The organism is Pseudoalteromonas sp. PSi26, from assembly GCF_054960575.1.
The window spans coordinates 1-12817 of the sequence record NZ_JBHNYT010000012.1; the positions used below are offsets into that span (position 1 = coordinate 1).

Annotated in this window: 13 protein-coding genes; 8 read left to right on the forward strand and 5 right to left on the reverse strand. The window is 39.4% G+C overall.

The annotated features are described in order from the left end of the window. Nucleotides 1-57: 57 nt before the first annotated feature. Entirely contained in the window at nt 58-453 is a 396-nt protein-coding gene (locus ACFI34_RS13245; RefSeq protein ID WP_462673836.1) for an MmcQ/YjbR family DNA-binding protein, read from the reverse strand. A gap of 193 nt (nt 454-646) precedes the next feature. Between ACFI34_RS13245 and efpL the strand changes: the two genes are divergently transcribed. Together efpL and ACFI34_RS13255 are read left to right on the forward strand one after the other, a co-directional pair. Continuing rightward, nucleotides 647-1219 carry an elongation factor P-like protein EfpL gene (gene efpL, locus ACFI34_RS13250; protein WP_006793345.1) on the forward strand — a complete coding sequence of 191 codons (573 nt, stop codon included), beginning with the start codon at nt 647-649 and terminating at the stop codon, nt 1217-1219. Between the two features lie 223 nt (nt 1220-1442). Further along, entirely contained in the window at nt 1443-1637 is a 195-nt protein-coding gene (locus ACFI34_RS13255; protein ID WP_010555963.1) for a hypothetical protein, read from the forward strand. Here the strand turns inward: ACFI34_RS13255 and ACFI34_RS13260 are convergent. Both ACFI34_RS13260 and ACFI34_RS13265 read right to left on the reverse strand, forming a co-directional pair. Then, nucleotides 1634-3892 (reverse strand): putative bifunctional diguanylate cyclase/phosphodiesterase, encoded by a 2259-nt coding sequence (locus tag ACFI34_RS13260; protein WP_462673837.1) that lies wholly within the window; start codon nt 3890-3892, stop codon nt 1634-1636. The genes ACFI34_RS13255 and ACFI34_RS13260 overlap by 4 nt on opposite strands. A gap of 53 nt (nt 3893-3945) precedes the next feature. Continuing rightward, on the reverse strand, nt 3946-6669 hold the full coding sequence (locus ACFI34_RS13265) for an insulinase family protein (protein WP_462673838.1): 2724 nt from the start codon (nt 6667-6669) through the stop codon (nt 3946-3948). A 190-nt stretch (nt 6670-6859) separates the two neighbouring features. Between ACFI34_RS13265 and sixA the strand changes: the two genes are divergently transcribed. From sixA to ACFI34_RS13280, 3 genes are read left to right on the forward strand one after another with little or no spacing between them, the layout of a single operon-like run. After that, on the forward strand, nt 6860-7330 hold the full coding sequence (gene sixA, locus ACFI34_RS13270) for a phosphohistidine phosphatase SixA (protein WP_462673839.1): 471 nt from the start codon (nt 6860-6862) through the stop codon (nt 7328-7330). Nucleotides 7331-7344: 14 nt separating this feature from the next. Continuing rightward, the gene (locus ACFI34_RS13275; RefSeq protein WP_462673840.1) at nt 7345-7698 is read left to right on the forward strand and encodes a RidA family protein; all 354 of its coding nucleotides are present in this window, start codon (nt 7345-7347) and stop codon (nt 7696-7698) included. Nucleotides 7699-7704: 6 nt separating this feature from the next. Further along, nucleotides 7705-8442: an SDR family oxidoreductase gene (locus ACFI34_RS13280; RefSeq protein WP_462673841.1), complete on the forward strand. Its 738-nt coding sequence runs from the start codon at nt 7705-7707 to the stop codon at nt 8440-8442. Nucleotide 8443: 1 nt separating this feature from the next. On the opposite strand, the gene ACFI34_RS13285 is transcribed toward ACFI34_RS13280, so the two are convergent. Next, nucleotides 8444-9373, reverse strand: a complete 930-nt coding sequence (locus tag ACFI34_RS13285; protein ID WP_462673842.1) for an AEC family transporter — start codon at nt 9371-9373, stop codon at nt 8444-8446. Between the two features lie 27 nt (nt 9374-9400). Continuing rightward, complete coding sequence (gene smrB / locus ACFI34_RS13290; protein WP_462673843.1) at nt 9401-9958, reverse strand: endonuclease SmrB; 558 nt, start codon at nt 9956-9958, stop codon at nt 9401-9403. Between the two features lie 152 nt (nt 9959-10110). Here smrB and prmB point away from each other — a divergent pair, with 152 nt between their 5' ends. The 3 genes from prmB to ACFI34_RS13305 all read left to right on the forward strand — a co-directional run bounded on the left by prmB (nt 10111) and on the right by ACFI34_RS13305 (nt 12761). Next, nucleotides 10111-11046, forward strand: coding sequence for a 50S ribosomal protein L3 N(5)-glutamine methyltransferase (gene prmB, locus ACFI34_RS13295; RefSeq protein ID WP_006793354.1), 936 nt, complete (start codon nt 10111-10113; stop codon nt 11044-11046). Nucleotides 11047-11149: 103 nt separating this feature from the next. After that, on the forward strand, nt 11150-12247 hold the full coding sequence (gene aroC / locus ACFI34_RS13300) for a chorismate synthase (protein WP_462673844.1): 1098 nt from the start codon (nt 11150-11152) through the stop codon (nt 12245-12247). Nucleotides 12248-12368: 121 nt separating this feature from the next. Next, on the forward strand, nt 12369-12761 hold the full coding sequence (locus tag ACFI34_RS13305; protein WP_462673845.1) for a DUF4112 domain-containing protein: 393 nt from the start codon (nt 12369-12371) through the stop codon (nt 12759-12761). The last annotated feature ends 56 nt before the right edge of the window (nt 12762-12817 follow it).

A 12817-nucleotide genomic window follows, 5' to 3' on the forward strand; every position in this document is an offset into this window, starting at 1 on the left:
TTTATATGCGGTTTTTTTGTGTCCTAACTAGGCTAAATAACAGGCTTATAAGTAAGCTTAATCAGCATTTAAATGTTGCGCTATCATGTTACGGTCTTTTTCAGGCATGTTTTCCACGACTAAATTAAACGAATTATCAATCATGCGTTCAATTTCACCTTGTGGGATTGAACCGTCTAAAATAACCGTATTCCATAGACGCTTATTCATGTGGTAGCCGGGGATAACCGCGGGGTAAATATCGCGTAACGAAAGTGCCTCGTCGGGATCGCACTTTAAATTAAGCCACCAAATCACTTCACCGCTTTCGTTAGTTTCACCATCGTTACCAACAGCAAGCGTGGCGAACATTTTATGATTCACTTTATAGACATCAACCTCTTGAGCAAATGGTTTGGTAACCAACACAAGCGGCTTTTTGATTAAATACTCATGTACTTTTATTTGATCCATGATCCATTCCTTGAAGTCATACTAGGTAGATACACCATAGCAGTTTTTTTATGAATTGATTATATGTATTTTAGTATAAATATAGATTTTACAAGTCAATACAAGGTATAAGCCGTTTTAGCTCACTTTATTGTTGAACAAAGTTCAGTTCGTGGTATGTTTCTGGCAATCAAAAAAATAATAGGATTTACACATGCCAAAGGCGAGTGAAGTAAAAAAAGGCACAGCTATTGAGTTTAATGGTCGTGTATTAGTAGTAAAAGATATTGTGCGCTCGGTTCCTCAAGGCCGTGCTGGTGGAAGCTTATACCGTATGCGTTTATACGATGTAGTGACCGGTGGCAAGGTTGATGAAACGTTCAAAGACAGCGATATGCTAACGCTTGCTGACTTAATTCGTCGTGAAGCTATGCTGTCGTATATAGATGGCGACGAATACGTGTTTATGGATAGCGAAGACTACACGCCGTATAACTTGAATAAAGATGCCATTAGTGAAGAAATTTTGTTCATCAATGAAGAAACCCAAGGTGTGCACGTTATTGTTATTGATGGAGCGCCAGTAGGGCTCGATTTACCTTCAAGCGTTGAGCTTGTTGTTGAAGAAACTGATCCGTCTATTAAGGGCGCTTCAGCCAGTGCTCGTTCAAAACCAGCACGCATGTCTACTGGTTTGAATATATCTGTTCCTGAGCATATTTCAACGGGCGATCGCATTCGTATCAATACGGTTGAAAACAAATTTATGGGGCGTGCTGAAAAGTAGCGCTCATCAAATTATTAATTAAATTAAAAATCAGCGGTTTTTATTTAGCCCACTAGGTTGCAAACCTCGCGCCTCGATTAAATAGCCGCTGATTTGAACAAAATTTAATCCAAAAGATCAACGGCCCTAAATACACTGCTTTTTTGTTAAAGGTGTATTGCTTTAAATTTAATCGAAGAAACGCTAAACTGCGCGCCAATTTAATTAGATAAGGTATGTGGTTTTGTGGTTTGTTTTACTTAGCAGTTTGTTTATCCCGCTTATGTACTTAGACACAATACAAAAAGGAATGCCCGTAAAGCGTTGGCTTGTGCTCAGTGCGCTGCTTGGTCCCTTGGCTTGGTTTTTATTTAACGTTCATTACAGGCGAGCCTGGTTGAGATATGTCGGTGTTAATACCTGCATGTGGCGCGCTTAGCTTATAGACGCCACATTACTTTTTTTAGAGCTAATTAAGCTTGGCGTTGCTTTACTTTGTTGTTGTTTTAAAAACTCAGTAAATTCGTCTTTAGATAACGGTTTTGAGTAATAATAACCTTGTACCGTTTCGCAATTAAGTGTTTTTAAAATGTCTATTTGATGTGCTTGTTCTACGCCTTCGGCCACGACATGCAAGTCAAGGTTGTGAGCAATCGTGACGATTGAATCGACCATATTTCGGCCGCGCTCGTTTTTCATATCATCAATAAACGCTTTGTCTACCTTTAGCGTATTTAGCGGAAACTGTTTTAAATAAGCCAAAGAAGAATACCCAGTACCAAAGTCGTCCATAGCTAAATGAATACCTCGGGCGCTTAACGAGCGCATAATATTAATGGCTTCGTTTGGATCATCCATTACTGTGCCTTCAGTAATCTCTAATTCTAAAAAGTACGATGGCAAAGCATTTTTTTGCAAAATAATATCAATACGCGACGTTAAATCGGGAAGGCTAAATTGCTTTGCCGATAGGTTAACGGCAACACGACCATTAAACAGTCCATCGTCCAGCCATTTTTTTACATCGCGACAGGCTTTGTTTAAAACAACTTCTCCAATATCTATTATTTGACCTGTTTCTTCAGCAATAGGGATAAATACGCCAGGACTTATTATTCCTTTTTTAGGAGTAATAAAACGGACTAACGCTTCCATGCCTGTTAACTTGCCCGTGCGTATATTCATTTTTGGCTGGTAGTAGACTTCAAAGTGATCTTCTTTCAAACCAAAACGCATTAGGTTTTCAATTTGTAAGCGTTTGACTGCTTGGCGGTTCATGGTGTCGTTAAAAAACAGGTAGCTATTACCTTTCTTTTTGGCATGGTACATTGCGGTGTCGGCATTTTTAAGTAGTACTTCGGGTGTGTTTCCATCTTCAGGAAACAACACAATACCGACACTTGAGGTAATAGCCAGCTCGTGCCCTGCCATTTTAAATGGGGTGGAAATAGCCGCTAAAAACTGTTTTGCAGTGCGAGTGATTACATGAAGGTCGTTCGTATTTGACATTACAAGTGCAAATTCATCGCCTCCCAAGCGATAAAATACATCGTTTTCGCGGGTGAGTTTATTTAATCGCATAGCAAGTTTTGCCAGTAAACTATCACCTAGTTGATGACCTAATGAGTCGTTTATTTTTTTAAAGTTATCTAAATCAAAAACAAGTAATGCATGGTGAGCGTCTTGCTGAACCAGTTTATGTAAGTTAGTAAAAAATAAATTACGGTTAGGCAGGCTTGTGGTGCGATCTCGATTTGATAAATTATGCAGCTGCGACTCTGCTTTTTTTCGCTCTGTTAAGTCGGAATAAACAACCACGTAGTTAGTAATTTGGTTTTGCTCGTTTTTAATTTCATCAATTGATATTTCTATTGGCAGCAATACACGCTCATTATTGCGCAGTTTAATTTCTTGCTGAATATGCTCAGTTTGGCGCACTACATCGATGATGTTTTCAACGTAACTTGTATCGTATCCAGGCAATTTAAAATCTTTATTTAGGTATTGTTCGCGCATACCACCAAATAACGTTAAAAAACTGGGATTTATATCGACTAATTTAAAGTTCTTATCGTAAATTGCCAGCGCATCAGTAAACGACTCAACACATTTAGCAAACAGATTTAATCGTTCTTCGGTTGATTTTAACTGTGAAATATCGCGAACAGTGCCTGTCATTCTGAGCGGGGCTAGATTTGCATCTTTTTCAATAACCTTGCCGCGGTCAAGCACCCAATGCCACTTGCCAAATGTATCTTTAATTCGGTATGTGGCTTCAAAAAAAACGCTTTGCTCTGCAAAATGTTTTTTTAGTAGATGCTCAACATGAGGAATATCTTGTGGGTGTATAAGGCCTTTATTTGGTGGGAAACCCATAATAGTGGGGGAGTGCATCATGTATTTATCGTTAATACGAATAACTTCGCCTGTTTTTATATTCCAATCCCACAAGGTGTCACCACTGCCTTCAACGGTACTTTTTAAACGTTTTTCAGAGAGGCGAAGTTGGCGACGAGAGCGCCTAAGCTTGTATATAACAAATAATAGGTATGGCAAAGCGAGCGCAATAATAGCGCTCGACAATAACAGCAGAGTGTCTGAATTGTATTTAAATGAAGACTCAAAGGCGTAAGTATCAAACGAGTAAGCAAGTAATACAGCGAATAGGTTTAGTTTTATTGTTTTTATTATCATTTTTTATTACTACTAATTTACTAATGACAATTTAAAACAAGGACATTCAAGAGTCAAAGAGAATGCGAGTAAACCGGTGTTTTTTGAGATTTATTAGCTTTAGCGTTACTTAAAAGCTCGTATCTTGGCCTATCTTCATCAAAAAGTACCAGAGCATAATCTTTAATTTCTTGTAGAGTCAGCATGTTCAGTGCACAAAGCAATCGTTTTTGCATATCAAAATTATGATCTCTATTACCTATAGCAAGCCATAATCGTTGTGAGCGTAAACGTAAGTTTTTGTCTTTTTCTGCAATATGCGTTTTTAGACCATGTTTTTGTTGCTGCCAGCTATGCTCGTCTAGCTCATTGATATTACTTAAATACTGATTCATAAAGTGAGTATGGCGATGCAGCAAGGTTTTTGAATCAAATTTAGGGGACTGTATATAAAAAGCAATGCCTGCCCGGGTGTTAAAAGGCGCGTAACCCGCACCAACCAAATAGCCTAACTGTTGTGTTGTGCGCAACTCGTTAAAGTAGTCTTGGTTTATTAAATGATTTAACGCCATCATTTTAACTTTTTCGTTCACGTCATTGGTTTGTGCCTGGTAATACACAACCATGGCATGATCGTTACACGGTAATTCAATTTCGTAACGTGTTGCTTTTTTTATTTCAAATAGAGGGCGTCTTAAATCGTCGATAGTTGTGGCATTCTGCAAATGTGCAGCCACCTTTTTTTGAAATTCTAAAGCATGATTTTCTTGCCAGTTACCATGTAAAAAAGACTCTACATGTAACGCCTTAAAAAAGTCTTGTCTAAATTCATTAAATTGCTGGAAACTTGTTGCTTTTAAAGCTGCTGCTAAATCGTTAGGCTGAGGATTCCAAGGCATTAGTTTTGCACCTAAAATACTAAACAGCTCACTAACAGGTTTGTTTTGGTTGCTGTTACGCCAATGCCTAACAAGTTGTTTTTTATACTCGGCAAAGCGCTTTGCACATATATCTACATTAAATAACGCATCTAAAAGTTCATCGACGAGTTCTAATTGGCTCGATGATAACCCTGCAGTATGTAGTGTAAGTCCTCCTTGGTGGGAGGTTAAATGATAACTTAAACCAGCCAGTTCTGCTGGGTAAAACTGTTCGCCAACGCTATCCATAAATAAATCGGTAAATAAACGTGTTAACGCCATGTGCTTTACGTCTTTTACCGCAAAATCAGAGTCCATAGCTAAATAAAAATGACCTTTCGCTACTCTAAATGTACTGTCTTGTTTAAACCAAAAATCAAACCCCGGTTCTTTTACCAAAAGTGTGGGTTGCTCTTGGGGCTTTTCTATTTCGAAAAGCTCAACCTCTTTAGTGAGATATGGGTTTGCAGTGGGTAGGTACATATCTTTAAGTGGTTTATTGATATCACTAAGGGCATCAAGCCAACTAGGTGATACTTTTTCTACTTTATAAGGTGTGTTGTACCACGCAGTTTTATGCTCGGGTTCTACGTCAGGGTGAATAAGTACAATACGCATATTGTTAGGTTTTAACCATTGCATTGCCATTTCGTGCGTTGCTTTATTAAAGCCTTCCATTAGGTAGTCACCTTGTACATAATTGCATTCGTCATAATGCTGCATATTGATGCTTAAACTACTTACCCAATCAATAAGTCGTGATTTTTCTTGATTATCAAACGCAATTTGTAAAAGATTCTTTTTGTCTTGATATAAGCGGGGTAGCTTTTCTGTGTTGGCATTAATTAAACATATGTACTCAAAAAGCATTTCGATAATATCTTCAAAATATTCTATACCCTCATCGGTAAGCGCCATGCTGACGTTAAAATCTTTAAAGTTACTGCCGTTAATGCCCCCTCCCGCTGAAAGGGCATTTATCCAACCTTGCTCTTTTAAAATAGAATACAGTGAGCCTTGCCCTTCGTAACCGAGTAAATGTGCAATAAAACTTACGGTTTTATGTCGGTAAAAGTCATCAATATTAGGCATTGCAAAACTAACGATCAGTTTTTGCATGTGTTTGTGTGGCTCTATATGTAATATTTTCCCTAGGTCTTGTTTTCGATAAAGTGGCTCCCTGATCTCAGGTTTTACAGATGCTTTATTTCCTAAAATTTGGCTAAAGTGAGCTTCAACCCAAGTTTGAAGAGTGTCTAGCTTTTCGTTTGCACATACAACTAATGTCATCCATTGTGCTTGGTAATGATCATTAAAAAAGTCACAAAGTTCGTCGCTAATGCAGCGTTCTCTGTCTGCGAGTGTTTGCAGGTTACCAACAGAAAATTTTGCGAAAGGATGCGCAGGGTTAACCGTTTCTTTATGGGCTTGATAAATGCGACGGGCATCGTCCTTAATTTTTAATTTAAATTCTGCATCTATGGCATTACGTTCTTTTTCTGTTTCATTAGCACTTAACAGAGGGGCAATAAAAAAGCGGCTAAATTGTAATAATGCGTGTTCAAATTCTTGATTGTTTATATCAAAAAAGTAGCAGCTGTGTTCTGTACCGGTCCATGCATTCGTATTTCCACCTGCTTGCGAAACAAAATTATTAAAACTTCCAGAGTCTGGAAATTGGTCTGTGCCTAAAAAAAGCATGTGCTCTAAAAAGTGAGCAAGACCTTGCCTATCAGCAGGATCGTCAAAGTGGCCAGCATTTACAGCCATTGATGCAGCAGCCTTTGTTGAATCTTTATCTTGCACAAGCAATACTTTTAGACCATTGTCCAGTGTAAGGGCGCGGTATGCTCTATTATCATTGCGGCTGATATTCAAATGGTGCTCCTGAAACTAAACGTTTACTTGATAACAACAGAGGATAACTTCAGGGCAGCAAGGGTGTGCTAAAAGATTTACCTGAATGTCGTGAAAGAACTATTTTAGAAAAAATAAGTTTATGTTGTTAATATAGCTGACAAGTGAGCAAACTGGCTACTATTTATATTCTTTAATCGGTTGATTTTTTATGAAAACAATCTTAATAATGCGCCACGGCGAAGCTGCACCTATGCAGGCCGATGATGCGGCAAGAAATTTAACCCAAGTGGGTCATTTAGAAGCAAAAAAAATGGGGCAGTGGCTTGCCAATACGCAAAAACCGGATGCATTGTTAGTTAGCCCTTACGTACGAGCTCAACAAACAGCAAAGGGGGTCGCTGAAAGCATCACGTTTAAATATAGCGAAACGTGTGCCGATATTACCCCGGAAGGCAAACCGCATGTTGCAGCTGATTACCTTGAAACACTCATTCAAATGCACCCCGAGTGTAACAGCTGGTTAATTGTAGCGCATATGCCAATAGTGAGCTATTTGGTTGATCAGCTTTGCCCTGGAAACATGCCTATATTTAATACAGGTGCTGTGGCTGTCATTCATTACAACGAAAATACGAATCGTAGCGAATATATAAATATAAACGCTCCTGCCGATTTATAAATTAAGAGACTAATATGACCATTGAACGTCTTCAAACCGGTGCGCGAATGAGCCGCATTGTAAAACACAACGGCACTGTTTATTTGTGTGGACAGGTATGCGCTGATGCTGAAAAGGGAATAACAGAGCAAACGCAAACCATGCTCGATAAAGTAGAAGCATTGTTAGATGAGGCCGGTAGCTCAAAAAAGCATATGTTAAGCGCAACAATTTATGTAAAAAGTATGGAATATTTTGCCGATATGAATGCTGTGTGGGATGCATGGGTACCAGAAGGTTATGCACCGGCACGCGCCTGTGTAGAAGCTAAAATGGCGCGCGGTGCGCTATTGGTCGAAATTTCGGTAGTGGCAGCGCTAAAGGACTAATTTTGTATGAACAAAGCGCGGGTGGTACTCATAACCGGTTCTAGCCGAGGTATAGGGGCAGCCACCGCTGTTTATTTTGCGCGCCACGGATATGATGTATGTATTAACTACAAGACCCGTTTAACTCAAGCAGAATACGTTGCTGATAGAGTAAGAAGTTATGGTGTACGAGCCGAACTAGTAAGGGCCGATGTATCTCAAGAGAGCGATGTTAGCGATTTATTTTCACGTATAGATAAAGTATTTGGCCGGCTCGACGTACTTGTAAATAATGCCGGTGTGCTTAAACCTCAAATGCCCCTGCTAAACATGGACGCAAAGCGAATTAACGAATTACTCACTACAAACATTACCAGCACATTTATATGTAGCCGAGAAGCCATAAAGCGTATGTTACCTGGTAGCAGTATTGTTAATGTGTCATCGGTAGCGGCTAAAACAGGTTCACCTAATGAATACATTGATTATGCAGCGACAAAGGGCGCTATTGATACATTGACCATGGGTCTCGCCAAAGAGGTTGCTTGCAAAGGCGTGCGCGTTAATTGTGTCAGGCCAGGCCTTATTTACACTGATATGCACACAGATGGTGGTGAAGAGGGGCGGGTAGAGCGGCTTAAAAGTAACCTTCCTCTGCGTAGGGGGGGGCAACCTGAAGAAGTGGCTGCTGCAATATACTTTTTAGCCTCACATTCTGCTTCATTTACCACAGGCACTTTTATTGATGTTGCTGGTGGCTTATAAATTAAAGTAAAACCGCTAACCAAAACGTTAAACTCACTACACTTAAAATAGTAGATAGCACCACCGCTCCTGCAAGCGTTGCTTCATGTTGTTTAATTTGACTCGCTATTAAATAGGCGTTTACGCCAACAGGTGAAGCACTTAATAAAACCAGTACGGTAAGTATTTGCGGGTCGAGCTTAAATATATACGACCCAATAAATAGTACGCCTGCCGGCAATATAATAATTTTTAAAATCGAGGCAATTAAAGCAGGTTGCCAGTTTGCTGCTATTTTATAAAACGCTAGGTTTGCGCCCAATACAAATAGTGCACAGGCAATTGCGGGGGTTGCTAATAATGCCAAACTGTCCGTTAAATTTTTAAATAATACAATGCCCGATACGTTAATGATTAAGCCACAACCAATACTTAAAACAATAGGGTTAAGCACCATGCTTTTGCCAAACTGTGGCCACGAGAACGAACTGCTATTGCCCTTTGCCCCAATTAAATAGGTCAGTGCAAATAATAAAGTGCTGTGGAAGGTGATGATCATAAAAGCAATGGCTATTTTCTCTTTGCCCAGCGATGCAATAATGATAGGAATACCTACCAACACCATGTTTGAGTAACTAGCCGCAAGACCAAATACGCCGTGTTTTTGGTAATTTTTACTTTTATTTATATTCAAATAAAATCGGTCGACTAAAATACCTAATCCAAAAATACACAAAACCGGCATATAAAAACTTAAAAATGCAGAAAGACTAATGCTTTGCTTTAAGTCTATTTGCGACATATTCAATAATAAAAAAGCCGGCAAACTTATGTAAAAAGTAAATTTACTCAGCCCTGTAATGTGCTGTTTGTTAAAAAACGAAAGCCGGCAACAGCCATAACCCAATGCGACAATGAATATAAGTGGAAAAATAATAGAAACAATATGCACGTAATTACTTCCTAGTAATGTGTTGGGTTAGCGTCTAAATTCATCGCTTTGTGGTAAGTTTATTAAAATAAGTACCGCGCCTTTACCACCGTATTCAAGTGGCGCTTGATGCATTGCAATAACGTCTGGATGCTGAACTAGGTACTGAGGAATTTTATGTTTAAGTATTCCTCCACCAATTCCGTGCACTACGCATGCACAGTAATAATGTTGCTTTTTACATTCGTGAATGAGTCCTGCTAATTCATCTTTAGCAATTTCTTTGTTTAAGCCATGCAAATCAAGTGTTAAATCAGGTGCAAAGTCACCTCGGCGTAATTGTTTGGGTAAATAAGTGTCGTGCCCTTCTTTTACGTAATTGACAGTGCCATGGGTGTCTATATCGGGAATATATTCATCTGAGAAATAAAATTCAGATTGAGCCTGCTTTTTTTGCTGGGCAAATTGCTTTGCTTGTGACACCTTAGGCTTTGTATCAAAACGATGAGTATCTTGTTTAAATACTTTAGCGCCTGTGATCGTTTGACGAAATAAGTCTATGTCGTCATTGCTTAGGGACGATGGTGATGGAGAGTCTTTTTTCATAACAATTACCTAAACAAAAAAACGTAAAAACGCAGCGCAAAAGGCGGTACAATACTTAAATGAGAGGCAATTGTAATTTGCTAAGCCAATATAGGCAATGCAATCGTCTTAAAGACTCAAAACAGTCAGTAAGCTAATACAGGTAAAAATATATGAGCGATTTACAAATTGAAGAAGCAACACTCGAAGAAGCTGTTGCAGAACTGTCAACTTTACATGACTGGTTACGTTGGACTACAAGCCAATTTGCAAGTAGTAGTATATTTTTTGGACACGGAACAGATAATGCGTGGGATGAAGCTGTGAGCCTGCTTTTACCAGCCCTTAGCTTACCCGTTGATGCACCAAAAGAATTAATGCATGCGCGCTTAACAAGTACGGAAAAAAACCGACTAGCGAGTCTTATTGCTGAGCGTATAAACGACTGCACTCCAGTTCCTTATTTAACTAACATTGCATGGTTTGCAGGTATGCCGTTTTACGTAGATGAACGTGTACTAATTCCTCGTTCACCATTTGCAGAACTTATTAGCAATCGTTTTACGCCTTGGCTTGTTGAGCCAAACTCGGTAAATCGTATTTTAGATTTATGTACAGGGTCGGGTTGTATAGCCATCGCACTTGCACAAGCATTTGAGCAAGCGCAAGTAGATGCTGTTGATATTTCGTATGAAGCGCTTGAAGTAACTGATATCAACATTAATGACTACATGTTAAGTGATCGAGTACTGCCTATTCAATCAGATGTATTTAGTGGCGTAGAAGGCCAAAAGTACGACTTAATTGTGGCTAATCCACCGTATGTGGATGCTGAAGACATGGCAGACTTACCGCGCGAATTTCACCATGAGCCAGAGCTAGGCCTTGCATCAGGGCACGATGGTCTTGATGTAACGCGTACTATTTTAAGCGAAGCCAGCAATCATCTAACCGATAACGGTTTGTTATTTGTAGAAGTGGGGAACTCTATGGTACATATGGATGCTTTATATCCAAATGCGCCATTTGAATGGATTGAGTTTGAACAAGGTGGTTTAGGCGTATTTGTTATTAGCAAAAAACAGCTAGATGAGTATTTTTCAAAATAACACGACTTGCTTTAGGTTAATATGAGCTAACTTAAACGTAAGTGAATACATGGCTGGGCATATTAGCCCAGCTAATGGTCGTCATTAGGAATGAGGAAAGTTAATGGCAGGTAATAGCATTGGACAGTTATTTAAAGTGTCCACTTTTGGAGAGAGCCATGGCGTTGCTTTAGGCGGCGTTGTTGACGGTACTCCCGCAGGTCTTGAATTAACAGAGGCCGACTTACAAATAGATTTAGATCGCCGTAAACCAGGCCAAAGCCGATATACCACGCAGCGCCGTGAGAGCGATCAAATAAAAATATTAGCAGGCGTTTTTGAAGGTAAAACAACCGGTACAAGTATTGGTTTATTAATCGAAAATACCGACCAACGTTCACAAGATTACGGCAAAATCAAAGATGTGTTTCGCCCAGGTCATGGCGATTACAGCTACTGGCACAAATATGGCCTTCGTGATTATCGTGGAGGAGGCCGCTCTTCAGCACGCGAAACAGCAATTCGCGTTGCGGCAGGGGCCATTGCTAAAAAGTACTTAAAACAATTTCATGGTATTGAAGTAAAAGCATGCTTGAGCCAGCTAGGGCCAATAAAAGCCGAAAGTTACGATTGGGATGAAGTTGAAAACAACTTGTTCTTTTTCCCTGATGCTAGCAAGCTAGAAGCACTTGACGAATATATGCGAGACCTTAAAAAACAAGGTGACTCAGTCGGCGCTAAAGTGAAAGTCGTGGCGAGCAACGTACCTGTAGGGCTAGGCGAACCTGTATTTGATAGGTTAGATGCTGAAATTGCGCATTCATTAATGAGCATTAACGCAGTTAAAGGTGTTGAAATTGGTGATGGCTTTGATGTAGTAGAGCAAAAAGGTTCAGAGCATCGTGATGAACTAACACCTGAGGGTTTTACATCTAATCATGCTGGTGGTGTGCTTGCAGGTATTTCTACAGGGCAAGACATAGTAGCGTCTATTGCGTTAAAACCGACGTCAAGTATTACTATCCCTGGTAAGAGCATTAATACAAGCAACGAAGCGGTTGAGATGATCACCAAAGGTCGTCACGATCCGTGTGTGGGCATTCGTGCCATACCCATTGCTGAGGCAATGATGGCCATTACGCTAATGGATCATTTATTGCGTCAACGCGGTCAAAACCCGCATGTAAACCACGAACACGGGCCTATTAACGGCTCTGTATAATGGTTTGAATTTAGTCACTATAAAAGCGCGTTTTTCGCGCTTTTTGTTTATGTAAAATAGTTAATGTAGTTTAAGGCGCAGTTCAACTTTACCGTTATATAATTTTCCACAGAGGTAAATTATGCAGAATTCAATTCAAACACACACTAAATACGCTAAACAAAAAGCAACCCTTGCGCGCCTTGCGCGTTTTAGCCAATTAACCGACAGTAGTATTCGTTTTCCTTTTACAAACTTTAGGTTTGGTATTGAGGCGGTGATTGGTTTTGTGCCCGTTGTAGGGGATGTGATAGGGCTTATTTTATCTAGTTACGTATTATTTGAGGCTCAAAAGTTAGGTATTAGCTGGCATGTTAAACTGCGGATAATTATTAATATGCTGATAGATTTTTTTGTCGGATCTATTCCTATTTTTGGCGATATATTTGATGCGTTTTTTAAAGCTAATACCCGAAATACACTCATACTGAAAAAGTATATTACTAAGCAACTAAATAAAAACAGTAACGAGTAATTTTTAGTATTTATTTTACGATTAATTAATGTACAGTTGGGAAGTTCGTTTTTAAC